Below are 26,080 nucleotides of genomic sequence, written 5' to 3'. Positions count from 1 at the left end.
GTGCGATGTGGCTGTTCGACCGGTTCGCGAAAAATCTCGTCAAGCGCGGCGAACTGACGATCATCGATGCCGATGGCACGCGCTATCACTACGGCACGCCCGATCCCGCGTTCCGCCCCGTCACGCTGCGCTTCGCCGACAAGAACGTCGCGACCTATATCGCGCGCCATCCGCGGCTCGGTGCCGCGCTCGCCTGGATGGACGGGCGGCTGCTCGTCGATAACGACGACATCGCCGGGATGATCGACCTGATCCGCGGCAACGGCCGCTGGGAAGACGGCCGCAGCACGATCGGCACCAAGAACCCGGTCAAGCTCGCCTGGGCGGCAAGCACCGCGCGACTGCGCCAGCTCAATCGCATCGGCAAGTCGAAGCAGAACGTCGCGCATCATTACGATATCGGCGACCGGCTCTACGATCTCTTCCTCGACGCCGACCGGCAATATAGCTGCGCCTATTTCACCGACGAGGATAACACGCTCGAACAGGCGCAGCTCGACAAGAAGGCGCATATCGCCGCCAAGCTGCAGTTGCGGCCCGGCCAGCGCGTGCTCGATATCGGCTGCGGTTGGGGCGGGATGGCGCTGTATCTCAACCGCGTCGCCGACGTCGACGTGCTCGGCATCACGCTGTCCGAGGAGCAACTCAAGACCGCACGCCGCCGCGCCGAGGAAGCCGGAGTCGCCGACCGCGTGAGGTTCGAGCTGATCGACTATCGCGAGCTGACCGGGCGCTTCGACCGGATCGTCTCGGTCGGGATGTTCGAGCATGTCGGCGTGCCCAATTACCGCACCTTCTTTCACAAATGCCGCGCGCTGCTCGAGGAGGACGGCGTGATGCTGCTCCATACGATCGGGCGGATGGGCGGCCCGGGCCAGACCGATCCGTTCACCGCGAAATATATCTTCCCCGGCGGCTACAATCCGGCGCTGTCGGAAATCGTCGGCGCGAGCGAATCGGTCCGGCTGATCGCGGCCGATGTCGAGACGCTGCGCGTCCATTATGCGCTGACGATCCGCCACTGGTATGATCGCGCCGTCGCCAACCGCGACAAGATCGAGGCGATGTTCGACGCGCGTTTCTACCGGATGTGGGTATTCTACCTCGCCGGCGCGATGGCGGCGTTCAAGCATGGCGTCATGTGCAACTACCAAGTGCAACTGATCCGCGACCGCCGCGCGCTGCCGCTGACGCGGGGGTATATGGCGGAGGCGGAAGCGGCGTTGCAGGCGGATGCGGAATGGGTTCCGGAGCCGATGTCGCGCTGATCCTGGACGACACCACCCTCCCCCGTCACCCCGGGCTCGTCCCGGGGTCCACCGTGCCGCATGGCTTGAGGGGGCAGTTTGCGCATCCCGGTGGACCCCGGGACAAGCCCGGGGTGACGGATTGGGGGTGGGGCGGACTAAGGGTCGCGGTCCGCTAGGCTACGCCCGACGTCGAAACCGCAATCACCTCGATCGCCTCGTCCTTCCCCGCAAAATCGACTCGCTCGCCGACCTCCGCACCGATCAGCGCACGCGCGAGCGGGGCCTGATACCCGATCTTGCCCGCCGCCGGATCGGCTTCGTCGCCGCCGACGATCTCGACGCTGCGCTCGACGCCGTTCAGCCGATAGGTCACGCGGCTTCCGATGCCGACCTCACCCTCTGCGGGCGCCGCGACCTCCTCGGCGGTCGTCTGGCGCGTGTGCCAGTAGCGGAGCTCGCGCAGCACCGCGTCGCGGTCCTCAGCCGACGCGCCCGCTACCGCCGCTTCGAGCTCCAAAACCTTCGCCCCGATCAGCGCCAACCCGCGCGGCGTCACCAGGTTCGGTCCCGGCGCGATCGGCCGTTCGAACTTGGGTTCCAGATGTTCTTCGTCGCTCTCGCGGCGGAAGGCGACGCTCATTCAGGCTCTCCACAGGCTTTGTTGCACAACGTCGTGGCGGACACTTGGGTGCAACGCAACAATCTGCTACGGGGCGCCGATGCTGAATATCAATGGTATCACGGTGCGCCTCGGTGGGCGCGCGATCCTCGACGGTGCGAGCGCGGCGCTGCCGCCCAAGAGCCGCGTCGGCCTGATCGGGCGCAACGGCGCGGGCAAGTCGACGCTCATGAAGGTGATGATCGGCCAGCTCGAGCCCGATCTCGGCGAGATCGAGATGCCGCGCGGCACGCGCATCGGCTATATCGCGCAGGAAGCCCCCTCCGGCACGACCACCCCGGTCGAGGCCGTGCTCGCCGCCGACACCGAGCGCGCATCGCTGCTCGAAGAGGCCGAAACCTGCCAGGATCCCGACCGCATGGGCGTGATCTATGAGCGCCTCACCGCAATCGATGCCTACACCGCCCCCGCCCGCGCCGCGCGCATTCTGGTGGGCCTCGGCTTCGACGAGGAAATGCAGGGTCGCCCGCTCGATTCCTATTCGGGCGGCTGGAAGATGCGCGTCGCGCTCGCGGCGTTGCTCTTCTCCGAGCCCGATTTGCTGCTGCTCGACGAGCCCTCGAACCATCTCGATCTCGAAGCGACTTTGTGGCTTGAGAACTTCCTTAAATCCTACCCCGCGATGATGGTCGTCATCAGCCACGAGCGCGATCTGCTCAACAATGTCGTCGACACGATCCTCCATCTCGAGGGCGGCAAGGTCCATCTCTACACCGGCGGTTACGACAGCTTCGAGCGCCAGCGCGCCGAACGCGTCGCGCAGCTCGCCGCCGCCAAGGCCGCGCAGGATACGCAAAGGGCAAAGCTCAGCGAATATATCGCGAAGAACTCGGCGCGCGCCTCGACCGCCAAGCAGGCGCAGAGCCGCCAGAAGATGCTCGCCAAGATGCAGCCGATCGCGTCGATGGCCGAGGATCCGACGCTGTCGTTCGAATTCCCGAGCCCCGAGGAACTGCGCCCGCCGCTGATCACGCTCGACATGGCGGCGGTCGGATACGCGGAAAAGCCGATCCTCCAGCGGCTCAACCTGCGGCTCGATCCCGACGACCGCGTCGCGCTGTTGGGACGCAACGGCAACGGCAAGACCACGCTCGCGCGCCTGCTCGCGGCGCAGCTCCCGACGATGGACGGCGCGATGAACGCCAGCGGCAAGATGCGCGTCGGCTATTTCACGCAGTATCAGGTCGAGGAACTCGACGGCGACGACACCCCGCTCGAGCACATGACGCGGATGATGTCGGGCAAGACTCCCGGCGCGGTGCGCGCGCAGCTCGGCCGCTTCGGCTTCTCGGGCGTCAAGGCGACGCAGAAGGTCGGCAAGCTCTCGGGCGGCGAACGCGCGCGGCTCGCGCTCGCGCTCATCACGCGCGACGCACCGCACATGCTGATCCTCGACGAACCTACGAACCATCTAGACGTCGATGCGCGCGAAGCGCTGGTCCAGGCGCTCAACGCCTATGACGGCGCGGTCATCCTCGTCAGCCACGATCGCCATATGGTCGAGCTCACCGCCGACCGGCTCGTGCTCGTCGATAACGGCACAGCCAAGGAATATGCCGGCAGCATGGAGGATTATATCGCCTTCGTGCTCTCGGGCGACGGCGGCGGCGAAGGTGCCAAGACCAAGGCCGCCAAGAAGGACGACAAGCCGCAGCTGAGCGCCGCCGCGGTCGCGCTGCAGAAGAAGGCGCACGAGGCCGAGGCGCTCGTCGCCAAGCTGACCAAGCAGCGCGATGCGATCGACCGCGCAATGCTCGATCCGAGCACCGCCGAAGCCTGGCTCGCGCGACTGTCCCCCGCCGATCTGGTCAAGCAACACGCGCAGATTTCGAAGAAGCTCGACACTGCCGAAGCGGCTTGGTTCGAGATCAGCGAGTCGCTGGAGATGGCAGCCGCTTAACCTGGCTTGTTTACCTTTCTTTACGGAATGATAACGATCCTGCCTGCGAAAGGCGGGAATCTTCCTGTCGTGTCGTCTATCGATTGACGTAGATCATGTTCGGGGAGGCACCACCTATGAAACTCTCGCCACCACTGCGCGCGCGGCTCATCGCAGCCCGGCTCGATATCGCAGCACGCAGCGGCGCCAGCACGCGCGATTGGTCCGACGATCAGAGCCTCTCGGCGCTGAGCCTCGTCGCTGGCGGCCACAGTGTGGCGGATGCGGTGGCGATCGTGCTCGGCGATGCCGTGCTCGAGGATGGCCTGGTCGATTACAATCCGGGATGCGCGTGGATCGACTTTGCGCTCGCCAAGCGCAAGCGCACCCCGGCCGAAGTCGAACGCATCGTTTCGCAATGGGAGAGCCAGAGCTTCGACCAGCCCGAAATCACCGCAGCGCACGTCGTCGATCTCGGACGTTTCACCGCAGCGCAGACCGGGCGCGCCTTGTTCTGATGGTGCGGGCGGTCGGGCTCGAACCGACACTCCGATTAAGGAACGGGATTTTGAGTCCCGCGCGTCTACCAATTTCACCACGCCCGCTTGGCCGATCGAGGCGGTGCACCCGCACCCGTTCGGCGAAGCGCAGGCCTATAAGCGACGCGTCCGGCGATTTCCAGCGCGATTGTTGCAGAATGTCGGTGGGCTCGATCATGACAGCGAATTCACGCGGGTTGCAGGCCGCGTTGCTCGTAGAAGGCACGGCTTCGCTCTCACCCGGAACCGTCTCATGGTCGAAGCTGTCGACGCAAAAGAACTGATCGACGACGCCATCGAGCGCGCCGAGGCCGAACGCGACGCGGGCGAGCGGGTCGAGCGCGCCGCCGAACGCAGCTTTCGCGACCGCGTGTCGCTGATGGTCGGCGGGTTTGCGGTCAGCTTGGCGGTGATCCACATGGCGGCGGCGGGCAGCGCGCGCGAAAGCCTGTTGAAGGGCATCGAGGCGTCCGACACCTTCGCCTATATGCAAGCCAAGATCGTGCGAGAGACGGTGCTCAAGACCGCCGCGCACGGCGGCGGTGGCGCTCCCGCCGATCGACGCGACTGGGCCGCCGAGGCCGCCCGCCTTCGCGCGCCCGACGCAGCGGGCCACGGCATTGGCCAACTCCAGGTCAAGGGCGATGCCTTGCGCGCGGAAGGCGCGCATGCCGCGCGCGCCGGCGAAGGCTATGAACTCGGCGAGACCGCGCTCCAGCTCGCGATCGTCCTGCTGTCGATCGCGCTGATCGCGCGCTCGCGCCCGATCGTGTTCGGGGCGGCCTGCCTCGCGGCGATCGGCGTGGCGACGGCGATCGTCACCGCATTCGGTGTCACCTTGCCTTGGGTCGCCTAGCCGCCCGGATGAAATCCGCATCACGAAGCGCCCGGAAGGCTTTGGCGGCGGCGGCGGCGGCGAGGAAAATGTCGTGATCAACAATTACGGCGATGACGACGACGATCGCGGCAGTTGGTGAGCCCAGCGGCGCGCGCGCTTTGGCTTTGGCGTGGCGCGCCGCGATGCGGTACCCGATCCGCATCTCATCCCCCGGAGCACCCTGATGGCCGAACGGACCGACGCAGAGCACAATGCCAAGATGGCGCGGATCAAGGTCGCGCGCGACAAGCTCGTCGACAGCAAGACGCAGGAAAAGGGCCTGCTGATCGTCCACACCGGCAACGGCAAGGGCAAGACTTCGGCCGCGCTCGGCATGGTGGTGCGCGCGATCGGCCACGGGATGAAGGTCGGCGTCATCCAGTTCGTCAAGGGCGCGTGGGAGACGGGCGAGAAATCGGTGTTCGACCGCTTCCCCGACCTGATCGAGTTCAAGCCGATGGGCGAAGGCTTCACCTGGGACACGCAGGACCGCGCGCGCGACATCGCGGTCGCGCGCGAAGGCTGGGACGAGGTCAAGCGGATGATCGCCGACCCGTCCTATGCGATGGTGGTGGCGGACGAGCTCAACATCATCCTGCGCTACGACTATCTCCCGGTCGAGGAAGTGCTCGAAGTGCTCGCGGCGAAGCCCGCCGACACGCACGTCGTCGTCACCGGCCGCAACGCGCCCCAAGCGCTGATCGACATGGCCGATCTCGTCACCGAGATGACGCTGGTGAAGCACCCTTTCCGCGAGCAGGGCGTGAAGGCGCAAAAGGGGATCGAGTTTTAGGAGTTACCCCTAACGTCACCCCGGCCCTGTGCCGGGGCCCACCGTGCCGCGATAGCTGCGGGAACAGGCTTGGCCTCCCGGTGGACCCCGGGACCAGCCCGGGGTGACAAGGCGCGGCGCAGCGTCAGCGCCGCCGCGCCGCCGCCGCCCGGTCCACCGCCCGCACCTGCGCGGCAAGCGACGCGACCGCATCGGCAAACGCCGGGCTACCGCACACCGTTTGCGCCTGTTCGATATACAGATGCCGTGCCGCCGGCACCGCGGTATCGAGCAAGGGATGATGCAACGCCGCCGTCCCGCGATCGGCAACCGCGCGCGTCCCCGTCTCGAGGATCAGGAAATCGGGCCGCGCGAGCGCCATCTCCTCGAGCGACAGCTGCGACAGCGCCGGCCGCCCGAGCCGCCCCGCCAGATTGACCAGCCCGACCCGCGCGAACATCTCGTCGACGAGCGTTCCCGTCCCCGTCAGATACCCCTGCCGCTGATAATAGGCCGCGACGCGCCCCCGCCCCGGCGGCGGCCCGACCGCCGCGAGCGCGCGCCGCATCTGCGCGATCATCCGCGTGCCGCGCTCGGGATGGCCGACCGCCGCCGCAAGCGTGGTGATCGACGCCTCGATCGCCGCCACCCCCTCGCCGCGCGGTAGCTCGAGCAGCGTCAGCCCCTGCGCCTTGAGCGGCGCGAGCACCGCGCGCGTCTGGAACGGCGCACCGATCACCAGATCGGGCCGCAGCGCCATCACTTCCTCCGCGCTGCGATGCGTAAACGGCAGGTCGCGCGCTTGCCGGGCGATTGCCGAAAGCTCGGGATCGCGCGCCCATTCGGTCAGCGCGACGATCTGGCCCCGATCCGCCAGACCGACGAGCAATTGGTCGGCGCACAGATTGAGCGAGACGATCCGCCGCGGCACCGGTGCGGGACGCGCCGCGCCCAGCAGCACGAGGCTTGCGAGGGCCAGCACGATCCGAGAGCTCCGCACGTTCGATTTCCTTCGCTTTCGCTCGCCGCCCGGCTACGGCTGGGACGAGGCGCCCCGACCATGCGCGACGGGCCCGACCGATCCTGAGCGAGGTCTGCCGTGCCGAACCTTCTGCCCGCGCGCAATGCCGTGTGGCTTCTCCCGCTGCTGCTGGCGCTCGCGATCGTCGCGGGGATCGCCTCGCTGCTCGTCGGGCCGGCGCAGCTGTCGCTCGCCGCGCTGTGGGCCGCGCTGACCGGCCACGGCGATCCGATCGTCCGCGCGATCCTGTTCCAGCTCCGTTTACCTCGCGCCTTGCTCGGGCTGCTGGTCGGCGCAATGCTCGGCATGGGGGGCGCGTCGATGCAGGGCTATCTGCGCAATCCGCTCGCCGATCCGGGGGTGCTCGGCGTGTCGGGCGTCGCGGCACTCGGCGCGGTAATCGCGATCTACTGGCAATTGGCAACCGCGCATCCGTTCGTGCTGCCGCTGCTGGCGATCACCGGCGCCTTGCTGTCGCTGCTCCCGCTGATGTGGCTGTCGCGGCGCGGCGAGAGCACGCTCAGCCTGATCCTCGCAGGTGTCGCGGTCGCGACAGTGTCGGGTGCCGGGATCAACCTCGCGCTCAACCTCGCGCCCAATCCGTTCGCGGCGATGGAGATCACCACCTGGCTGCTCGGCAGTCTCGAGGATCGCAGCTTCGGCGATGTCTGGATCGCGCTGCCATGTGTCGCGATCGGCATGACGCTGCTCTTATGGGACGGGCGCGCGCTCGATGCGCTGTCGCTCGGCGAGGATGGGGCGCGCACGCTTGGCGTCGATCTCGCGCGTGTCCGGCTGCGGCTGATGCTCGGCATCGCGATCGGGATCGGCGGCGTCGTGGCCATCGCCGGGAGCATCGGCTTCGTCGGGCTGATCGTCCCGCACCTCGTCCGCCCGCGTACCGATCGCAGCCCGTCGGCGATCCTCATTCCCTCCGCACTCGCCGGCGCGGCGCTGCTGACGCTCGCCGATCTCGGCACGAGACTCGTACCGACATCGACGCCGCTCAAGCTCGGCGTGCTGACCGCGTTCCTCGGCGTGCCGGTGTTCCTCCATTATCTGCTGCGGGAGCGCCGCTTGTGGTGACGATCGCGACCCAGGCGCTGTCGGTCGAGCTCGGCGGACGCCGCGTGCTCGACGCGGTCGACGTAACGCTCGAGCAAGGCGCGCTGATCGGCGTGATCGGCCCCAACGGCGCGGGCAAATCGACGCTGGCACGCGCGCTGCTCGGGCTGCTTCCGCCCGCGGCGGGGCGCGTGACGATCGACGGCACCGACGTGGCGACGCTCGGCAGCGCCGCGATCGCGCGCCACATCGCCTATCTGCCGCAAGCCTATGCGCTGCACTGGCCGCTCAGCGTCGCGCGGCTCGTCGGGCTCGGGCGGTTGCCGCATCTCGGGCCGTTCTCGCGGATTAGTCCGCTCGACCAGGCTGCGATCGACGCCGCTTTGCGCGACACCGGCACCGCGCATCTCGCCGATCGCACCGCGACCGATCTGTCGGGCGGCGAGCGCGCGCGCGTCATGCTCGCGCGCGCGCTCGCGACGGGAGCACCGGCGCTGATCGCCGACGAGCCGCTCACCGCGCTCGATCCGGGGCATCAGCTCGACGTGATGGGACTGCTGCGCGATCAGGCCCGCGGTGACGCGCTGATCGTCGTCGTGCTGCACGATCTGTCGATCGCGGCGCGCTTCTGCGATCGCTTGCTGCTGCTAGACCGTGGGCGGCTCGTCGCCGACGGAACGCCCGATGCCGTGCTCACCGACGCAGCGCTAGCGAGCGTCTACGGCATCACCGCCTGGCGCGGGACGACGGGGGAGCAACCGCTGCTGCTCCCGTACGAGCGGATCGCGGCACCGACCCGCGCGCACTGATCTCGCGCAGCCTTTGCCAGGACGCCGCCCCTGCCCGTTCGGGCTGAGCCTGTCGAAGCCCCCCTCACCCACGCAAGCGGATGGGGGGTCGTCGCGACACCCTGCGCGTTACGCCGCGCCGACCGTCTGCTCGATCACACCGAAGATCGGATGATGCTTGTCGTCCTCGGCCCAGATCCGCACCGTGTCGCCGGCCTTGAGGAACCCCGTGCTCGGCCCGCCGCCAACGATCGTCTCGACCGTGCGCAGCTCGGCCAGACAGGCGTAGCCGACGCCGCCCGCGCTGATCGCCTTGCCCGGCCCGCCATCGGCGTCGCGGTTCGACACGGTGCCCGACCCGACGATCGTCCCCGCCCCTAGCGCGCGCGTCTTGGCGGCGTGGGCGATCAGCGTGCCGAAATCGAAGGTCATGTCCGCCCCCGCTGCGACGCGCCCGAACGGCTGCCCGTTGAGATCGACCATCAGCGTGCGGTGGAGCTTGCCCTCCTGCCACCAGTCGCCGAGCGAATCGGGCGTGACGAACACCGGCGAGAAGGCGCTGGCAGGCTTCGACTGGAAGAAGCCGAAACCCTTCGCCAGCTCACCCGGGATCAGGTTGCGCAGCGACACGTCGTTGGTCAGCCCGACCAGCCGCACTGCCGCCAGCGCATCCTCGCGGCTCGCGCCGAGCGCCACGTCGCCCGTCACGACGACGACTTCGCCCTCGAAGTCGCAGCCCCAGCTTTCGTCGGCGAGCGGGATCGCGTCGCGCGGCCCGAGGAACCCGTCCGACCCGCCCTGATACATCAGCGGATCGTGCCAGAAGGTCTCGGGCATCTCCGCCCCACGCGCCTGCCGCACCAGCGCGACATGGTTCACATAGGCCGAGCCATCGGCCCATTGATACGCGCGCGGCAACGGCGCCGCTGCCTTGTGTTCGTGGAAGCGCTGCATCGGGATCGTCTCATGCTCGAGATCGATCGCGAGGTTCTGCAGATCGGGCAGCACGCGGTCCCAATCGTCGAGCGCCGCCTGCAGCGTCGGCGCGATGTGGCCGGCATCGGCGTACCAGGCGAGATCGTTCGATACGACGACGAGCTTGCCGTCACGCCCGGATTTGAGGCTGGCCAGTTTCACATGCGCTCTCCTACAATTTCGCCAACCATAGCCCCCTTCGTCATTCCCGCGAAAGCGGGAATCCCGCTTTCGTGCGGATGACGCCAGGGATTGACGCTCGCGTAAAGACACCGCACACCGTCAAAAAACGCGTTGCAACGTGAAACCTAGGAGAGTCCGAAATGTCCTCGCTCGACACCGTCGCCGGCCGCTTTGCCTATACCGAGGATCATGAGGCGTTCCGCCAGACCGTCCGCCAATTCCTCCAGAAGGAAGGTGTGCCGCACGTCACGCAGTGGGAGGAGGACCGGCTCGTCCCCAAGGATTTCTGGCGCAAGGCGGGCGAGATCGGCATGCTCTGCCCGACCGCGCCCGAGGCGTATGGCGGGCTCGGGCTCGATTTCGGCTATAACGCCATCGTCGACGAGGAGATGGCGTATAACGGCGTCCCCGCGGGCTTTTCGCTCCAGTCGGACATCGTCGCTGGCTATATCGAGACCTATGGCTCCGAAGAGCAGAAGGCGCAGTGGCTCCCCAAGATGGTGTCGGGCGACGTGATCACCGCGATCGCGATGACCGAGCCGGGTACCGGGTCCGATCTTCAGGCGATCCGCACGACAGCGAAGAAGGACGGCAACCACTACGTCATCAACGGCTCGAAGACCTACATCACCAACGGCCAGAACACCGATTTGACGCTCGTCGTCGCCAAGACCGATCCCGACGCCAAGCCCGCCTGGAAGGGCATGTCGATCATCCTCGTCGAAAGCGACCGGGCAGGCTTCAGCAAGGGCCGCAAGCTCGACAAGATTGGGCAGGAAGCCGCCGACACCTCCGAGCTGTTCTTCGAAGACGTCCGCGTCCCGATGACCAATTGCCTCGGCGAAGAGGGCAAGGGCTTCATCTATCTGATGAGCCAGCTGCCGCAGGAACGCTTGTCGATCGCGGTGTCGGTCCAGGCGTCTGCGCAAAAGGCGTTCGACGAGACGGTCGAGTTCACCAAGACGCGCAAAGCGTTTGCCGGGATGGTGTTCGATTTCCAGAACACCCGCTTCGTGCTCGCCGATCTCAAGGCCAAGCTGCAGGTCGGCTGGGCGCATCTCGACTGGGCGATCGCGCGGCATTTGAAGGGTGAGCTGACCAACGAGGAAGGCGCCGCGGCCAAGCTGTGGCACACCGACCTGCAATGGGAAGTGATGGACGCTTGCCTCCAGCTCCACGGCGGCGCGGGCTATATGAACGAATATCCGATCGCGCGGGCCTGGCGCGCGGCGCGCGTCACGCGGATCTTCGGCGGCACCAACGAGATCATGAAGGAGTTGATCGGGCGCTCGCTGTGACGGGCGCCACCATCAGTGCTGCGTCTGCAGATAGGCGATCACGTCGGCGCGATCGAGCGGGTCGGCCAGCCCGGCAAACCCCATCGCGGTGCCGGGCACCAGCCGCTTGGGGTTGGTGAGCCAGGCATCCATCCGCTCGGGCGTCCAGCGCCCGCCGAACGCTTGCAGCGCGCCGGTATAGGGAAAACGCGGCCGGCGGTTGGCAACTTCGGCGCCCATCACCCCGAACAGGTTCGGCCCGCTCCGGTCGGCGGCGTCGCGGCCGATTGAATGGCACGCGCTGCACTGACCGAACACCGTCTCGCCCGCCGACGCGCTCGCGACGCGCAACAGCGCCGCGGGCGACGGCGAAGGTCCGGCGGAGCGGCGGCGCGCTTCCTTGTCGTCGCCCGACGAACAGGCGGTCAGCACGAGCGCGACGGCACCTACCAACAGCGCCGGGCCAAGCCGCCTCACGCCGACAACCTCCGCGCGCGATCGCTCAATCGCGCGACTGCGGCGGCGTGGATCCCGGGGGTCGTCGCAAGCACGCCGAACGCCTGCGCACTCGGCGTGTTGAAGACGAGCGGCGCGCCGAACGCGTCGGTTACGCTCGCGCCCGCTTCGGCGGCAATCAGTGCCGCCGCCGCGATGTCCCATTCATAGCCCCAGCGCAGGGTGGCCACGAGATCGGCCTCGTCCGCCGCGACCATCGCGATCCGCAAGGCAATCGAATTAGGCTTGGCGACCACGACCAGATCGCTGTCCACCTTGGGCAAACCGTCGGTCGGGACGCGCGACCCGATGAACTCGCGCCGGTCACCAACGCGGATCGGCGCCCCATTGCGTGTCGCTCCCTGGCCCAAGGCCGCGCGGAAAATGTCGCCGCGCGCGGGCGCATCGAGCACGCCGATTGTCACGCGGCCCTGCTCGACCAAGGCAACCGACACCGCCCAGCCATCGCGCCCGCGGATATAGTCGCGCGTGCCGTCGATCGGATCGACCACCCACACCCGCCCGCAGGCCAGCCGGTCGGCATTGTCGGCGGTCTCCTCGGACAGCCATCCCGCATCGGGCAACAGCGCCGAGAGCCGCGCATGGAGCAGCGTGTTGACGTCGAGATCGACCTGGCTGACCGGATCGTTGGGCGCCTTTTCCCAGCGATGGAAATCGGTCCGCCAATGCCGCAGCGCGAGCGCGCCCGCCTCGGCCGCGACCGCCGCCACCGCATCGGCGAGTTTCGCGTCAGCCACTCGCCACCGTCATCCCGTCGACCCGGATCGTCGGGACGTTGATCCCATAGCGGAATTCGAGGTCGTTTGCTGGCGTCAGCTCGCGGAACATGTCCTTCAAATTGCCCGCGATCGTGAATTCCGCGACCGGCCCGGTGACGACGCCATTCTCGATCCGGAAACCCGCCGCACCGCGGCTGTAATCGCCCGTCACGCCGTTGACGCCCATCCCGATCAGCTCGGTGACGAGCACGCCGCTCACGATGTCCGCAATCAGCGTCGCGGGCGGAACGTCGCCCGCCGCCATATGGAGGTTGCTCGTCGACACGCCCGGCGCCCCGCCGACACCGCGCGCGGCGTGCCCCGTCGGCTCGAGCCCCAATTGCCGCGCCGATGCGCTGTCGAGCAGCCAATTCTCGAGCATCCCCGCCTCGATGATCGCCATCGGCGACACCGGCAGCCCCTCGCCATCGAACGGACGCGAGCGCAGCCCGTGCGGGAGATGCGGATCGTCGAGCACGGTGACGCCGCTCGAAAACACTTGCGTGCCGAGCGCATCGAGCAGGAAGCTCGTCTTGCGCGTGATCGCCTGGCCGGCAATCGCGCCGATCAAATGCCCGAGCAAGCTCGACCCGACGCGCGGATCGAACACCACGCTCATCGGACCGCTGGCGAGCCGCCCGGGATTGACGCGCGCCACCGCACGGTTGCCCGCGCGCGTGCCGATCTCGGTAGGGTCCTCGAGCGCGCGGCGGTGGCGCTTCGAGCTATAGGCGTAATCGCGCACCATCGCGCCGCCCTCGCCGGCGAGCACGCTCGCCGACAGGCCGTAGCCGGTCGTCGCATAGGCCGCAGCGAAACCGTGGCTGGTGGCAAGCGCCCAGATCGAGCGCGCCGCGCTCGCCGATCCGCCTTCGCTGTTGGTGACGCCGGCGACCGCGCGCGCGGCATCCTCCGCCGCTTGCGCCGCATCGCGCAAAGCGCTCGGCGAGGCTTCCTCGCCGCCGTGCGCGAGATCGTCGAGGTCGAGCAGTGGCGGCGCGCCGTGCATCAGCCGGTCGGCGGGGGCGAGCCCGGCCCAGGCGTCCTCGGGCGCCTCGCGCGCCATCGCCACCGCGCGCTCGACCAGCGCCGCGAGCGCATCGACCGACAGGTCCGAGGTCGAGACGCTCGCCGAGCGCTTGCCGACGAACACGCGCAAGCCGAGCTCGGCGCTTTCCGATCGCCCGACATCCTCGAGCGCACCAAGCCGGACGGCCACATCGAGCGAGGTATCGGCGGCATAGACCGCATCGGCCGCGTCGGCGCCCGCTGCCTTGGCACGAGTGACGATATCGGCGGCGCGATCGCGGGCTTGGTCTGGGGTCAGCATAGCTGCGGACTTAGGTGCGGGCGGCCACGCGTGCAACCTTCGCTGCTCCCCTCCCCTTCAGGGGAGGGGCCGGGGGTGGGTGGAGCAGCGCCGGAGCGGGCTCGATGCCCGCTCCGGCGCTTCGGACCGGGCGAAGCCTCCGCGGCACGACCCCACCCCCGTCATCCCCGCGAAAGCGAGGGTGACTGACGTAGGTCAATACGGCCACGGCGTCCCGACGACGACGCACGCCAGAAACACCAGCAGCCCGGCAAACCGGTTCGAGCGAAACCGCCGCAACGCCCCCGCGCCATCGTCGGGCGCCAGCGTCGCCACCTGCCACACGAAATGCCCCGCCACCGGCAACAGCGCGACGAGCGCCAGCGCATCGGGCCGCAGCACCCAGATCGCCGCCGCCCACAACACCAGTGCTGCGGCGTAGAACAGACCGACGCCGAGGCGCACCCGCCGCCCCATCCGCAGCGCCGACGATCGCACGCCGATCAGCGCATCGTCCTCGCGGTCCTGCAGCGCATAGATCGTGTCATAGCCGACCACCCAGCAGATCGACCCGGCATAGAGCAGCAGCCCCGGCGCGCTCAGTGCGCCCGTGACCTCGCTCCACCCCACCAGCGCCGCCCACGAAAAGACCAGCCCGAGCCAGATCTGCGGCCACCAGGTGATCCGCTTCATGAAGGGATAGGCGGCGACGGGCGCAAGGCTCGCCACCGCAACCACCGCTGCAGAGAGGCTGAGCTGCAGCAAGACGACCAGCCCGATCAAGCTGAGCAGCACCAGCCACACCCACGCCGCCTTCAGCGACACCGCCCCGCTCGCCAGCGGACGGCTGCGCGTGCGCGCGACTTGCCGGTCGAGATCGCGGTCGACGATATCGTTGAACACGCACCCCGCCCCGCGCATCGCGATGCTGCCGAGCAACAGCCACAGGATCAGGTCCCAACGCGTCACCGCGCCGCCTGCGAGCGCCACGCCCCACGCGCCCGGCCAGAACAGCAGCCACCACCCGATCGGCCGGTCGAACCGCGCGAGCAGCGCGAACGGCCGCGCGGCGGCAGGGAGCAGCCCGACGAGGCCGCGATGCTCGGTATCGGGGGTGAGGTCGGCGGGGAGGCGATCAGCGGAGGTCATGGCACCCGCTCATACGCGTGCGGAAAGATTGCGGAAACGCTGTTGTGCGACCGCTCGGTCCGCATACCGCGAGGGACAGCCGCCTCGACTTCGCCATGGTCGGCCGCGATACTGCGCCATCCCACTCCCGGACCGGACATACAGGCGGACAGCATGGTACATCTCTCCGTCGCGATCGGACGGTTCTTCGAAGCCTTGCTCTGGGCACTCGCGCGCGGCATCGGTGTGATGGCCGGCTGGGCGATCCTGGCGGCGCTGACGCTCGGCGTGGTGGCGCTCGGCGTGCGCGCGGTGTGGCGTCGGCGGTAATCTCGGGCGCGTGGCGTGATGGCTGGATGTGGTGGGAGCGGCTCTAACGTATATACGTCGCCCCGGCGCAGGCCGGGGCCTCCCTTGTGGTGCCCCACCGCCCGCCAAGCCATTCCAAGGCCCCGGCTTCCCAAAGGGAGACGGCCGAGCGAATGTCCGAGTCTGGTGGTGAGCGGACGGGCGGCTTTCACATTCGGAATGCCAAGCGCCACCATTGCATCGTATCTCGGACGGCGCATAACGCTTGCATGATTTGGCAAAAAGCTCTCGCATGCATGACTTTTGCAGGTTTTCTTGCGCTGGTGGGATGTGAACAACGGAAGCCAAAATTGTCAGAAACCGAGATGGAGATTATCCGGCGGGAGAAGCCCGGTATCACCGAGTATTGTCTGCAAAAGGTACGATACGGCCGCTACGGTTCTATGTGGAACTCTACCGATCAATGCTTCAAGATGAAGCCTCAGCAGCGTTGGAAAGGTTTATGGGCGCGAGGGTTCGAGCTCTCTCGATTTTGCCCAGCCCCAGCAAAATCCTGTTCCTATGACACTCCGGGTGCCGCAATATGGCTGACAATAGGCGGCGCTGTTTCAGTCCCCTCAGATGGCGGCGACAGACCTTGCGGAAGGGCTTGGGGAAATGCCCGAACCTTCGCAATAGACTTCCTTGGTCGGAAAACTGAGAAGCCGGGAAAGTACGGTCACATGGGCGAGGCCTTGCACGAGATCATAGCTGATCGCGTAATAGCAATCTCTCAGATCGGACAGCAACGTGGATGCACTTGACGTCTGCTTTTGGGCGATTTGAGACGGGCCGCTTTCTCCCCCGATAGCGGACGGTCGGCTTTTAGTCGTTGCACGCCTTGGACCAAGGCTGGAACGGCAATAGGTGGTGGCTAGCTGCCGTTCGATGACGGTCCGATTGGACCAGTGGTGGAGTTAACAGCGACCTTCACTATCGTAAAACCAGCCCGAATTGCCGAACGACGCGCCAGCTTCATGCACCGCGCCGGAAGGTTTGCTTCATGGGAAATGACAATTCCCCGCTTGAGTTAAAATCGATCTCTCAAGTCGCTCTCGAACTGCGCCGCAGTTAGTCCAACATCTCCGGTCCAAAACCAGCATTCGCCGTCTCTAAATGTGACGGACGCCCCATATGGACCTGTTTCCTCGCGTGGCTGCCGAATGGGCAACGCGCTCCAACTTAGTGCCATGAAAAATGGGATTATGACGGGAATGGCCATGCCGCAGATTGCCGCTCGCCGGCGATGTCCGCAAGAAGGCGAAAGCGGACCTAGCTCTGTCCTACAACCCGACTGTATGGTATGACCGACACGCTCTTTGAAATCGTCGGACCTGCACGGGCGGATTAGCACAGAAACGGAAACGATCGCCGTCGCAATCACCGCGTCTTGGGGTCAATCGAGTCAAGCAGATCGCGCCACGCAATGCTTCCCTGGCAAGGGGAGGAATTGGCACACCGCGCTTCGGGGTAGCAAACCACCCCCCGACCCCCTACCACGCCGCCATGCCCGCTACACCCGCCTGGCCCCCGCAATCGACCCCGCGCCTGTTCGTCGAGACCCCGCTGGGCGTAGGCCCGCTGCGCATCGACGGGCCGCAGGCGCATTATCTCGGCGCCGTGATGCGGATGAAGCCCGGCGATCCGGTCAAGCTGTTCGACGGCCATTCGGGCGAATGGCTCGGCGTCGCGGCGAGCGTCGCCAAGCGCGAGCTGATGCTCGACGTCACCGCGCAGCTCCGCGAGCCCGAGCGCGTGCCCGATTTGTGGCTCTGCGCGGCGCTGATCAAGAAAGGCCGGATCGACTGGGTCGCCGAGAAGGCGTGCGAGCTCGGCGTCGCGCGGCTGATCCCCGTGCTGACGCGGCGCACCGTGGTCGACCGTCTGAACGGCGAGCGCTTGCGTGCGCACATGATCGAGGCGGCCGAGCAATGCGGCCGCACCGCCGTGCCAGAGCTCGCCGAGCCGGTGAGGCTCACCGCGTTGCTGCGCGATTGGCCGCAGGGCCGCGCGCTGTTCTTCGCCGACGAGACGGGCGGCGCGCCGGCGCTAGCGGCAATGCGGGACGCCCCCGCCTCGGCCGCGATCCTGATCGGGCCAGAGGGCGGCTTCGACGAGGACGAGCGCGCGGCGATCCGCGCGGTGCCGGGCGCGGTTGCGATCGGGCTCGGTCCGCGGATCCTGCGCGCCGATACCGCGGCGGCTGCGGCGGTCGCGATCTGGATGGCATCCCGAGGGGATTGGTAGTCATTCGAAACCTGCTGGCGGGCGGGCCGTCGCAGCGCTAAGGCGCGAGCATGACAACGCGCCCAGACAGCATCAAAAGCTCGCCCTTGATCGAATCGCGCGACCAGCTCGTCGCCAGTTTCGCGCGCGGCGAAAAGCCCGCCGACCGCTGGCGCATCGGCACCGAGCATGAGAAGTTCGTCTATGCCGACAGCGACCATCACGCGCCGAGCTACACCGAACAGGGCGGCATCCGCGACCTGTTGAAGGCGCTCGAAGAATTCGGCTGGGCGCCGGTCACCGAAGGCGGCAACGTCATCGCGATGACGGGCAGCGACGGCTCGATCAGCCTCGAACCCGCCGGCCAGTTCGAGCTGTCGGGCGCGCCGCTCGAGACCCTGCACCAGACCTGCGCCGAGACGGGGCGTCACCTCGAACAGGTCAAGGCGATCGGCGAGAAGTTCGGGATCGGTTTCCTCGGTCTCGGCATGTGGCCCGACAAGACGCGCGCCGAGCTGCCGATCATGCCCAAGGGCCGCTATGCGATCATGCTGCGCCACATGCCGCGCGTGGGGTCGATGGGGCTCGACATGATGCTGCGCACCTGCACGATCCAGGTGAACCTCGATTACGCCTCCGAAGCCGATATGGTGCAGAAGTTCCGCGTCGGCCTCGCGCTCCAGCCGCTCGCGACGGCGCTCTTCGCCAACTCGCCCTTCACCGAGGGCAAGCCCAACGGGATGCTGTCGTATCGCAGCCATATCTGGTCGGACACCGATCCGGCGCGCACCGGCATGCTGCCGTTCGTGTTCGAAGACGGCTTCGGCTATGATCGCTACACCGACTATGCGCTCGATGTGCCGATGTACTTCGTCTACCGCGACGGGAAATATATCGACGCCGCGGGCCTGTCGTTCCGCGACTTCCTGAAAGGCGAGCTGTCGGTGCTGCCGGGCGAAAAGCCGACCCTCGACGACTGGACCGATCATCTCTCGACCGCCTTCCCCGAGGTGCGGCTCAAGACCTTCCTCGAGATGCGCGGCGCCGATGGCGGGCCGTGGAACAAGATCTGTGCGCTGCCGGCGCTATGGGTTGGGCTGCTCTACGATCAGGGTGCGCTCGATGCGGCGTGGGATCTGGTCAAGGACTGGACGATCGACGAGCGCCAGGCGCTGCGCGATGCGGTACCCAAGATGGGGCTCGATGCGCCGGTGGCTGGCGGGCGCACGCTGCGCGACATTGCGGGCCAGGTCGTCGACATTTCGAGCGCGGGCCTGAGCGCGCGCGCGCGGCTCGACGCGGGCGGCAGCAACGAGACGGGCTTCCTCGATCCGCTGCGCGAGATCATCCGCAGCGGCAAGGTGCCGGCGCAAGTGCTGCTCGACAAATATCACGGCGTCTGGGGCGGCGACATCTCGAAGGTCTACGACGAGCTTCGCTTCTGATCCTGCGTCGCCCCGGCGGAGGCCGGGGCCGCCGCCGAGGCGACGACTATTTGCGACCCGTCACCCAGCCGAAAAACCGCGGCACCGCGCCATTGCGTGCCATCCATTCGGTATAGACCTGATAATCCGGGTCCATCCCGAGATGCCGCTCCTCGGTCTTCGCGCGCCAATAATAGACCCCGCTGACCACCCCCATCAGGATCGTCGCGCGTGCGGCGTCGACGAACGAGCCCGTCGTCAGGAACGGGATCGTCGAGATCCACCAGAACAGGTTCTTCGACAGATACGCCGGATGCCGTGAGAAAGCGTATGGCCCGTGCGTCAGGATCCCACGGTTGGTGAGGTTCGAAAAGCGGAAGCCGAACGCCACCGTCGCCCAGGCATAGATCGCGGTGAGGCCGATCAGCACCACGCCGATCGGAATGAGGATCGCTGGATGCCCGGCGAACCAGGTCGACCAGCCGTCGGCGCCATAGGTGCCGGGATGATAATCGAGCGGCCCGTTATCCGCCATCAGCGTGAAGGGCGGATAGCAGATCAGCGCCGCCATCCACGCCGCGGCGAACGGGTTGGCGCTACGGATATGCGAATCGAGCGGGCGGAAGGTCAGGATATAGCCCGCCGTCGCGAACGCGCAGTCGATCACGAACATGAAGCCGATCAGCCAATTGGCAAGCGCGACCGGATTGTGCAGCACCTCCGAGACATTGCCGCGGATGAAGCCGGCAAAGCCCGGCGGCACCACCGCGAGCATGAAGGCGAGGAAGAACGCCTTCACGCCCCAACTGCGCAGATGGTTGTAGATCGCCTCGCGGTCGATCGGCTCGTCTAGGCCCATCAGCCATGCGCCGAGCGCCCAGCAACCGTCCTTGGGCTGTTCGAGCCGACGATCGAGCCATGGAATGTAGACGATCGAACCGAGAAACAACACCGGCGCGGCGATGCCGAAGCACTGCATCGCGAACGGAAAGCCGCCCCATTGGTAGCTCCAATAGAAACGCCCGGTGCCATAGATCAGCGCGATCCCGGCCCAGGTCAGCCACAGCCCGGCAAGCTTGGTGAGCGACAGGTCGAGCGTGTCGCGCCATGGCTTTGGCGCGGACCAGTCGATCCCGGTCGAGGGGCGACGGTGAACCTTGTCAACCAGCACCGCCCATACCACCATCGGCAGCGCGCACGCCGCGATATTGACGAGCGCAGCATAGGGGCCGTCCATCCCGACATAGCGCGCGACCGCCACCCAGGCGAACAGCCCGACCAGCCCGGCGAGCCCGCAACCGGTGCTCACCGCCGAGGCCGGTCGCGGATCGGCGGCGCGCGCAGCGCGCGCGAGGGCGGTGTCGTGGAACATCACCGCCTTGGGTAACAGTCAAGGGTTAGAAGCGGGTTAAGGATCATCGCGCGTCCGCCCCGCTCCCATTCGGTCAGCCGCGCAACATACGGATGATCGCGGAAAAATCGAGCCCACCCTGCCCGTCGTCGGCGAAGCGCTGGTAGAGTTCGGCCGCCTTCGCACCCATCGGTGTGTCCGCGCCGGTATCGCCTGCCGCGGCAGCGGCGAGTTTCAGGTCCTTGAGCATCAGCGCGGTCGCGAAGCCGCCCTGATAGTCATGGTCGGCGGGCGTATCGGGGCCGACGCCGGGGACCGGGCAATAGCTCGTCATCGACCAGCTCTGCCCCGAGGCGACGCTCGAAATGTCGTAGAAGGTCTGCGGGTCGAGCCCGAGCTTCTCGGCGAGCAGGAACGCCTCGCACGTCGCCACCATCGTCGCGCCGAGCAGCATGTTGTTGGCGATCTTGGCGGCCTGGCCAGTGCCGTTGGCGCCGGCGTGGATGACGGCCTTGCCCATCGCCGCCAGGATCGGCTGCGCGCGTGCGAAAGCTTCCGCACTGCCGCCGACCATGAAGGTCAGCGTACCGCCATTGGCCGCGCCGATCCCGCCCGAGACGGGGGCGTCGACGGCGGTGAGGCCCTTGGCCTGCGCTGCCTCAGCGACGCGCTTGGCGGTTGCGACGTCGATGGTCGAGCAGTCGAGCAGCAGCGTGGGCGGGGCGACGTTGGCGGCGAAGAGCTCGGCATAGACGGCTTCGACATGCGTGCCGGCGGGCAGCATCGTGACGATCGCCTCGGCGCCGTCGGCGGCCTCTGCGGCGGAAGCGACGGGCAGGCAGCCAGCGGCCTTGGCGCGGTCGAGTGCCTCTGCCGACAGGTCGAAGGCGCGGACGTCGTGGCCGGCCTTGGCGAGGTTCGCGGCCATCCCGCCGCCCATGTTGCCGAGGCCGATGAAAGCGATGCGTGTCATTTTTCTCTCCTGCTTCTTCTTACTCCCCTCCCGCCTGCGGGAGGGGTTGGGGGAAGGCAGTGCCGCCGCGAGGCGCTGGGTTTGTGGCACGCCCCTCCCCTAGCCCCTCCCGCAAGCGGGAGGGGGATTTTGGGTCACTTCCCCGTCCAGGTCCCCGCGCGCTTCTCGACGAACGCGCTCATTCCCTCGCTCTGGTCCTCGGTCGCGAACAGCGCGTGAAACAAGCGCCGCTCGAACTGCACGCCCATCGCGAGGCTCGTTTCGAACGCTGCATTGACCATCTCCTTGTTCGCCAGCACGGCGAGCGGCGCCATCCCGGCGATCGTCGTCGCGGTCTTGACCGCTTCCTCGACCAGCTCGGCGGCGGGCACGACGCGCGAGACGAGCCCGGCGCGCTCGGCTTCGGCAGCGTCCATCATCCGGCCGGTGAGGCACATCTCCATCGCCTTGGCCTTGCCGACCGCGCGCGTGAGGCGCTGCGAACCGCCCATGCCGGGCGAGACCGCGAGCTTGATCTCGGGCTGGCCGAACTTGGCGCTATCGGCGGCGAGGATGAAGTCGCACATCATCGCCAGCTCGCACCCGCCGCCGAGCGCGTAGCCCGATACTGCCGCGATGACTGGCTTGCGCGTCTTGGTGAAACGATCCCAACCCGCGAAGAAATCATGCGCGTACATGTCGGCGAAGCCCTGCGCCTGCATCTCCTTGATGTCGGCGCCCGCTGCGAACGCCTTCTCGCTGCCGGTGATAACCGCACAGCCCTGCGACGGGTCGGCATCAAACGCCGCCATCGCCGCAAGCAGGTCGGCGAGGATCTGGCTGTTGAGCGCATTGAGCGCCTGCGGACGGTTGAGCGTCACGAGCGTCACGCGCCCGCGCTGTTCGACGAGGAGGGTTTCGTAGGTCGGCATTGCTCTCTCCAAATCCGTCACCCCAGCGAACGCTGGGGTCTTTGTGAGTGGGGCGTTCCGCGCGCCGCGGGGAGATCCCAGCTTTCGCTGGGATGACGCGGATCAGCCGGGCGTCCATTCCTCGGCCGCGGGCAGCGGCGCGAAGATCTGGTCGAGCACGTGCGGGCTCACGCCCTCGGGCGTCGCCGGGTCCCAGCGCGGGGCATTGTCCTTGTCGACGATCACGGCGCGGACGCCCTCGAGGAAATCGTGGCGCTGCACGACATGCGCGCCGACGGCATATTCCTGGCGCATCTCGTCTTCGAAGGTCGACATCGTCGCGCCTTCGTGGAGCAGGCGGAGCGACACCTTCATCGTCTGCGGCGACTTGGTTTTGAGCGTGGCGAGCTGCTTGAGCGCCCACTCACCGCCATCCGCCTCGAGCGCGGCGTAGATGTCCTCGAGCACGTCCGAGGCGAACAGCCGGTCGATGTCGGCACGGTGCGCGAGGATCCGCGCTTCGGGTGGCGTCGTGGCCAGGTCCGCAAGCGTTGCCGCCAGCGTCGCAGGGTCAGCCGCGATCCGCGCCTTGGCGTCTTCGAGCGCGGCACTCGGCACATAATGCGTGGCGAGGCCCAGCGCGAGGCACTCCGCACCGTCGAGCCGGTGCCCGGTCAGCGCGAGATACTGGCCGATCCGCCCCGGCAGCCGCGACAAGAACCAGCCGCCGCCGACATCGGGGAACAGGCCGATCCCGGTCTCGGGCATCGCGAACTTGGTGTTCTCGGTCGCAACGCGGTGGTCGCAGGGGCAAGCGAGCCCGACCCCGCCGCCCATCGTGATGCCGTCCATGAAGGCGACGGTCGGCTTGGCGTAGGTGAAGAGGCGGTGGTTGAGGCGGTATTCGGTGTGGAAGAAGCGCCGCGCCTCCGTGCCGTCGCCCGCGCCGCTCTCGGCAAGCATGCGGATGTCACCGCCCGCGCAGAAACCGCGGCCCTCGGCGTGATCGAGGAGGATGACCTCGATCGCGGGGTCGGTGCGCCACGTGTCGAGCGCGGCGAGCATGGCTTCGCACATCAGCGTGGTCAGCGCGTTGAGCGCCTTGGGCCGATTGAGGCGGATACGGGCAACCCGCCCGTCGACGGAGGTGAGGACGTCGCTCATTGCCGCGTCAATTCGCGACCGACGATCATCCGCATCACCTGGTTGGTGCCCTCGAGGATCGAATGGACGCGCAAGTCGCGCCAGAAGCGTTCGATCGGATAGTCCATCAGATAGCCGTACCCGCCGTGCAGCTGCAGCGCGCGGTCGGCGACGGCCGACCCGGTGTCGGTCGCGAGCCGCTTGGCCATCGCGGCGAACTTGGTCTTGTCGGGCGCGTTCGCGGTCACTTTCGCTGCCGCCATGTAAAGCAACGCGCGTGCCGCCTCCAAGTCGGTCGCCATGTCGGCGAGCATGAACTGCGTGTTCTGGAAATCGGCGATTGCGGTGCCGAACTGCTTGCGGTCGCGCGTATAGGCGATCGCCTCGTCGAGGCAGCGCTGCGCGCCCCCGAGCGAGCAGGCGCCGATATTGAGCCGGCCGCCGTCGAGCCCCATCATCGCGATGCGGAAGCCCTCGCCCTCGCCGCCGACGAGGTTCTCGGCAGGAACGCGCACGCCGTCGAAGGTAACTTGCCGCGTCGGCTGCGAGTGCCAGCCGAGCTTGCGCTCGTTCGCGCCGAAGCTGACGCCGGGCATGTCCTTCTCGATCACCAGGCACGAAATGCCCTTCGGGCCTTCGACGCCGGTGCGCACCATCGTGACATAGACTTCATTCTCGCCCGCGCCCGAGATGAACTGTTTGCTGCCAGTGACGATGTAATCGTCGCCGTCACGGACCGCCTTAGTCTTCAGCGCCGCCGCGTCCGAACCCGAGCCGGGTTCGGTCAGGCAATAGCTGGCGATTCGGTCCATCGTGACCAGCGAAGGCAGATATTTGTCCTTCACGCCTTGCGATCCGAACCGGTCGATCATCCACGCCGCCATGTTGTGGATGCTGATGAACGCCGAGGTCGAGGGACAGCCATAGGCCATCGCCTCCATGATCAGCGCCGCCTCGAGCCGGCCGAGGTTGATCCCGCCCGATTCCTCGGAGACGTAGATCGCGGCAAACCCGAGTTCGGCCGCCGCCTTGATCGTCTCACGCGGGAAGATGTGCTTCTCGTCCCATTCCGCCGCGTGCGGGGTGATCCGGTCGGCGGTGAACTTACGCGCGAGATCCTGGATCTCGCGCTGGTCGTCCGTGAGGTCGAATTGGTCGGTCATACAGCGATCCCTAAGCGCGAGGTGCGCGGCGTTACAAAGGCAGTCGACGCGCAGACGCGCCGCCACGGGTGGAGTTGCACCGGACACCGCCGGTGCGAGGACGTTCGCGCCGCAGCGGTGCGTGCCAGCGGCGCGCGGTGCAGGACGCGCTCGGCGAACAGCCGGTTGGCGAGCGGCAGGTCGTTGCGCTCGTAATAGAGCTTTCCGCCGACACCCTTCCGCCAGGCCAGCGCCTCGGGCAAGGTACCGTTCGCGCTGACGAAGTCGCTGGTGTCGTGATAGACCGGATCGGCAAAGGCTGCGTCGGCGGTGACGATCGCCCAGCCATCCTTGCGCAGCGCGGCCACGAGATCTGGCAGATAGCGCGCGGCGACATCGGTCTCGTGCAGCAGCAACACCTGCGGTGGCGCCCGCCCGATCGTGCGGCGCATCAGCGCGTCGGAGAAATCGGCCGATTGCACCATCGTATCGACATAGAGGTCGCGCAGCGCGGCCTCATCGATACCGAGCCCGGCCCGTTTGGCGGCGATCGTCTGGCCTTCGATATTCCAGTCGGAGCCGTCGACCGAAACCCAGGCGATCTGCAGCCCGCGCGCGATGAGGCCATCGACCACCGCGCGGCGCTTCGCCATGTCGCGGCCGCCCTGATTGAGCCCGGGAAAGCGGAACCACGGGCGATAGCCGGGTCGGCCCCTGAGCCAGTGCTCGGCACGGTCGATATCGCCGAGAAACGCCGGCGCCGGCATCGACGCGAGGTCGCGGTGCGAGAAACTGTGGTCGCCGACGACGTGCCCCGCCGCGACATAGGAGGCGAGCCGCGCATCGGCGCGGTTCACCGGCCCGATCCGCCCCGGGTTGGCGAAGAACGCGGCCTGCTCGACACCGGCCCCGCGCAACCCCGCGATCAGCAGCGTCGCGCGCTGCTCGGGCGTGTAGAAGGCGCCGGGGCCACGCGGCACATCGTCGAAAGTCAGCGCGATGCGCTTGCCCTCGGCGCGCCAGCCACGCGAGCGCTCGAGGTTGATCGCGGTCGGCACCGCGATCACCACGATCGCACCGACGAGCAAGCCGATCCGCACGCGATACAGCCGCGCGTCAAGCGCCGCCGTCGCGCCGCGCCGCCGCTTGCGGGTCAGCCGCCAGAGGAGCCCCCCGCGCCGCATCATGCACACAGCACTTCGGCTTCGATTTCGACGCGCCATTCGGGGCGGATGAAACCCGATACGATCAGCGTCGTCGTCGCCGGTCGCGCCGTGCCGAACCAACGGCCGTGCACCGCCGCAACCGCGGGGAAATCGGCGCGATCGGTCAGATAGAGGCAGGTGCGCACGGTATCGGCAATATCGCCGTCGAGATCGGCGATCGCCTTGGCAACGATCGCGCAGCAGCGTTCCATCTGCGCCGCCGCGTCGCCCGGCGTGGTCGATCCATCGGGCTCGATCGGCGCGGTGCCGGCGACCATGATCTGGTCGCCGGTCCGCACCGCGCGCGAAAATCCGAGGATCGGCTCGAGCGGCGAACCGCTGCTGACGCGGCGCTTCACCCG

At 67.6% G+C, this 26,080-nt stretch carries 26 protein-coding genes and 1 tRNA gene; 11 read left to right on the top strand and 16 right to left on the bottom strand.

Translation table 11 applies throughout. The features are described 5' to 3' along the window. Positions 1 to 5 precede the first annotated feature (5 nt). The gene (locus E2E30_RS02575; RefSeq protein WP_133186963.1) at positions 6 to 1,268 is read left to right on the top strand and encodes an SAM-dependent methyltransferase; all 1,263 of its coding nucleotides are present in this window, start codon (positions 6 to 8) and stop codon (positions 1,266 to 1,268) included. A 154-nt stretch (positions 1,269 to 1,422) separates the two neighbouring features. On the opposite strand, the gene E2E30_RS02565 is transcribed toward E2E30_RS02575, so the two are convergent. Beyond that, the gene (locus E2E30_RS02565; RefSeq protein ID WP_133186959.1) at positions 1,423 to 1,890 is read right to left on the bottom strand and encodes a GreA/GreB family elongation factor; all 468 of its coding nucleotides are present in this window, start codon (positions 1,888 to 1,890) and stop codon (positions 1,423 to 1,425) included. 79 nt (positions 1,891 to 1,969) lie between these two features. On the opposite strand from E2E30_RS02565, the gene E2E30_RS02560 reads away from it, so the two are divergent. Together E2E30_RS02560 and E2E30_RS02555 are read left to right on the top strand one after the other, a co-directional pair. Next, the gene (locus E2E30_RS02560) at positions 1,970 to 3,829 is read left to right on the top strand and encodes an ABC-F family ATP-binding cassette domain-containing protein (RefSeq protein WP_133186957.1); all 1,860 of its coding nucleotides are present in this window, start codon (positions 1,970 to 1,972) and stop codon (positions 3,827 to 3,829) included. 116 nt (positions 3,830 to 3,945) lie between these two features. Then, on the top strand, positions 3,946 to 4,326 hold the full coding sequence (locus E2E30_RS02555; RefSeq protein WP_133186955.1) for a hypothetical protein: 381 nt from the start codon (positions 3,946 to 3,948) through the stop codon (positions 4,324 to 4,326). On the opposite strand, the gene E2E30_RS02550 is transcribed toward E2E30_RS02555, so the two are convergent. Continuing rightward, positions 4,327 to 4,413: transfer RNA gene (locus E2E30_RS02550), tRNA-Leu, on the bottom strand. A gap of 187 nt (positions 4,414 to 4,600) precedes the next feature. Between E2E30_RS02550 and E2E30_RS02545 the strand changes: the two genes are divergently transcribed. Continuing rightward, a complete protein-coding gene (locus E2E30_RS02545; RefSeq protein ID WP_133186953.1) occupies positions 4,601 to 5,203 on the top strand; it encodes a DUF4337 family protein in 603 nt (200 codons plus the stop codon). Here the strand turns inward: E2E30_RS02545 and E2E30_RS02540 are convergent. Beyond that, positions 5,181 to 5,387 carry a hypothetical protein gene (locus E2E30_RS02540; protein WP_133186951.1) on the bottom strand — a complete coding sequence of 69 codons (207 nt, stop codon included), beginning with the start codon at positions 5,385 to 5,387 and terminating at the stop codon, positions 5,181 to 5,183. The two genes, E2E30_RS02545 and E2E30_RS02540, sit on opposite strands and share 23 nt — an antisense overlap. A gap of 21 nt (positions 5,388 to 5,408) precedes the next feature. Between E2E30_RS02540 and cobO the strand changes: the two genes are divergently transcribed. After that, complete coding sequence (gene cobO, locus E2E30_RS02535) at positions 5,409 to 6,017, top strand: cob(I)yrinic acid a,c-diamide adenosyltransferase (RefSeq protein ID WP_133186949.1); 609 nt, start codon at positions 5,409 to 5,411, stop codon at positions 6,015 to 6,017. A 124-nt stretch (positions 6,018 to 6,141) separates the two neighbouring features. Here the strand turns inward: cobO and E2E30_RS02530 are convergent, their stop codons facing one another. After that, complete coding sequence (locus E2E30_RS02530) at positions 6,142 to 6,996, bottom strand: ABC transporter substrate-binding protein (RefSeq protein ID WP_133186947.1); 855 nt, start codon at positions 6,994 to 6,996, stop codon at positions 6,142 to 6,144. Positions 6,997 to 7,095: 99 nt separating this feature from the next. Between E2E30_RS02530 and E2E30_RS02525 the strand changes: the two genes are divergently transcribed. After that, the gene (locus tag E2E30_RS02525; protein ID WP_206365629.1) at positions 7,096 to 8,103 is read left to right on the top strand and encodes a FecCD family ABC transporter permease; all 1,008 of its coding nucleotides are present in this window, start codon (positions 7,096 to 7,098) and stop codon (positions 8,101 to 8,103) included. Continuing rightward, positions 8,097 to 8,891, top strand: coding sequence for an ABC transporter ATP-binding protein (locus E2E30_RS02520; RefSeq protein WP_133186945.1), 795 nt, complete (start codon positions 8,097 to 8,099; stop codon positions 8,889 to 8,891). The genes E2E30_RS02525 and E2E30_RS02520 overlap by 7 nt, the downstream gene beginning before the upstream one ends. 108 nt (positions 8,892 to 8,999) lie before the next feature. On the opposite strand, the gene E2E30_RS02515 is transcribed toward E2E30_RS02520, so the two are convergent. After that, entirely contained in the window at positions 9,000 to 10,007 is a 1,008-nt protein-coding gene (locus E2E30_RS02515) for a fumarylacetoacetate hydrolase family protein (RefSeq protein WP_133186943.1), read from the bottom strand. A 161-nt stretch (positions 10,008 to 10,168) separates the two neighbouring features. On the opposite strand from E2E30_RS02515, the gene E2E30_RS02510 reads away from it, so the two are divergent. Beyond that, entirely contained in the window at positions 10,169 to 11,326 is a 1,158-nt protein-coding gene (locus E2E30_RS02510; RefSeq protein WP_133186941.1) for an acyl-CoA dehydrogenase family protein, read from the top strand. 12 nt (positions 11,327 to 11,338) lie between these two features. Here the strand turns inward: E2E30_RS02510 and E2E30_RS02505 are convergent, their stop codons facing one another. The 4 genes from E2E30_RS02505 to ubiA form a co-directional block, all read right to left on the bottom strand. Beyond that, positions 11,339 to 11,782, bottom strand: a complete 444-nt coding sequence (locus tag E2E30_RS02505; protein WP_133186939.1) for a c-type cytochrome — start codon at positions 11,780 to 11,782, stop codon at positions 11,339 to 11,341. Further along, positions 11,779 to 12,558, bottom strand: coding sequence for a 3'(2'),5'-bisphosphate nucleotidase CysQ (locus tag E2E30_RS02500; RefSeq protein ID WP_133186937.1), 780 nt, complete (start codon positions 12,556 to 12,558; stop codon positions 11,779 to 11,781). The genes E2E30_RS02505 and E2E30_RS02500 overlap by 4 nt, the downstream gene beginning before the upstream one ends. Beyond that, on the bottom strand, positions 12,551 to 13,909 hold the full coding sequence (locus E2E30_RS02495; RefSeq protein ID WP_133186935.1) for a TldD/PmbA family protein: 1,359 nt from the start codon (positions 13,907 to 13,909) through the stop codon (positions 12,551 to 12,553). The genes E2E30_RS02500 and E2E30_RS02495 overlap by 8 nt, the downstream gene beginning before the upstream one ends. A gap of 195 nt (positions 13,910 to 14,104) precedes the next feature. Beyond that, a complete protein-coding gene (gene ubiA / locus E2E30_RS02490; protein ID WP_133186933.1) occupies positions 14,105 to 15,037 on the bottom strand; it encodes a 4-hydroxybenzoate octaprenyltransferase in 933 nt (310 codons plus the stop codon). Positions 15,038 to 15,190: 153 nt separating this feature from the next. On the opposite strand from ubiA, the gene E2E30_RS20670 reads away from it, so the two are divergent. From E2E30_RS20670 to E2E30_RS02480, 3 genes are all read left to right on the top strand, one after another. After that, complete coding sequence (locus E2E30_RS20670; protein WP_165954434.1) at positions 15,191 to 15,346, top strand: hypothetical protein; 156 nt, start codon at positions 15,191 to 15,193, stop codon at positions 15,344 to 15,346. 1,524 nt (positions 15,347 to 16,870) lie between these two features. Beyond that, entirely contained in the window at positions 16,871 to 17,611 is a 741-nt protein-coding gene (locus E2E30_RS02485; protein WP_133186931.1) for a 16S rRNA (uracil(1498)-N(3))-methyltransferase, read from the top strand. A gap of 50 nt (positions 17,612 to 17,661) precedes the next feature. Further along, a complete protein-coding gene (locus E2E30_RS02480; protein ID WP_133186929.1) occupies positions 17,662 to 19,035 on the top strand; it encodes a glutamate--cysteine ligase in 1,374 nt (457 codons plus the stop codon). A 46-nt stretch (positions 19,036 to 19,081) separates the two neighbouring features. On the opposite strand, the gene E2E30_RS02475 is transcribed toward E2E30_RS02480, so the two are convergent. The 7 genes from E2E30_RS02475 to E2E30_RS02445 all read right to left on the bottom strand — a co-directional run bounded on the left by E2E30_RS02475 (position 19,082) and on the right by E2E30_RS02445 (position 26,077). Further along, positions 19,082 to 20,386 carry a methyltransferase family protein gene (locus E2E30_RS02475; RefSeq protein ID WP_206365628.1) on the bottom strand — a complete coding sequence of 435 codons (1,305 nt, stop codon included), beginning with the start codon at positions 20,384 to 20,386 and terminating at the stop codon, positions 19,082 to 19,084. Between the two features lie 73 nt (positions 20,387 to 20,459). After that, positions 20,460 to 21,338, bottom strand: coding sequence for a 3-hydroxyisobutyrate dehydrogenase (gene mmsB, locus E2E30_RS02470; RefSeq protein ID WP_133186927.1), 879 nt, complete (start codon positions 21,336 to 21,338; stop codon positions 20,460 to 20,462). A gap of 134 nt (positions 21,339 to 21,472) precedes the next feature. Then, entirely contained in the window at positions 21,473 to 22,249 is a 777-nt protein-coding gene (locus tag E2E30_RS02465) for an enoyl-CoA hydratase (protein WP_133186925.1), read from the bottom strand. Positions 22,250 to 22,351: 102 nt separating this feature from the next. Continuing rightward, positions 22,352 to 23,392: an enoyl-CoA hydratase/isomerase family protein gene (locus E2E30_RS02460; RefSeq protein WP_133186923.1), complete on the bottom strand. Its 1,041-nt coding sequence runs from the start codon at positions 23,390 to 23,392 to the stop codon at positions 22,352 to 22,354. Then, positions 23,389 to 24,534, bottom strand: coding sequence for an acyl-CoA dehydrogenase family protein (locus E2E30_RS02455; RefSeq protein WP_133186921.1), 1,146 nt, complete (start codon positions 24,532 to 24,534; stop codon positions 23,389 to 23,391). Before E2E30_RS02455 ends, E2E30_RS02460 begins: the two co-directional genes overlap by 4 nt. After that, complete coding sequence (locus tag E2E30_RS02450) at positions 24,531 to 25,700, bottom strand: polysaccharide deacetylase family protein (protein ID WP_240699014.1); 1,170 nt, start codon at positions 25,698 to 25,700, stop codon at positions 24,531 to 24,533. Before E2E30_RS02450 ends, E2E30_RS02455 begins: the two co-directional genes overlap by 4 nt. Further along, positions 25,697 to 26,077 (bottom strand): RidA family protein, encoded by a 381-nt coding sequence (locus E2E30_RS02445; RefSeq protein WP_133186919.1) that lies wholly within the window; start codon positions 26,075 to 26,077, stop codon positions 25,697 to 25,699. Before E2E30_RS02445 ends, E2E30_RS02450 begins: the two co-directional genes overlap by 4 nt. Positions 26,078 to 26,080 lie beyond the last annotated feature (3 nt).

The organism is Sphingomonas sp. AAP5 (assembly GCF_004354345.1).
In the GTDB taxonomy this organism is placed as follows: Bacteria; Pseudomonadota; Alphaproteobacteria; order Sphingomonadales; family Sphingomonadaceae; genus Sphingomonas; species Sphingomonas glacialis.
This window is presented reverse-complemented; position numbering and strand designations above follow the sequence as displayed.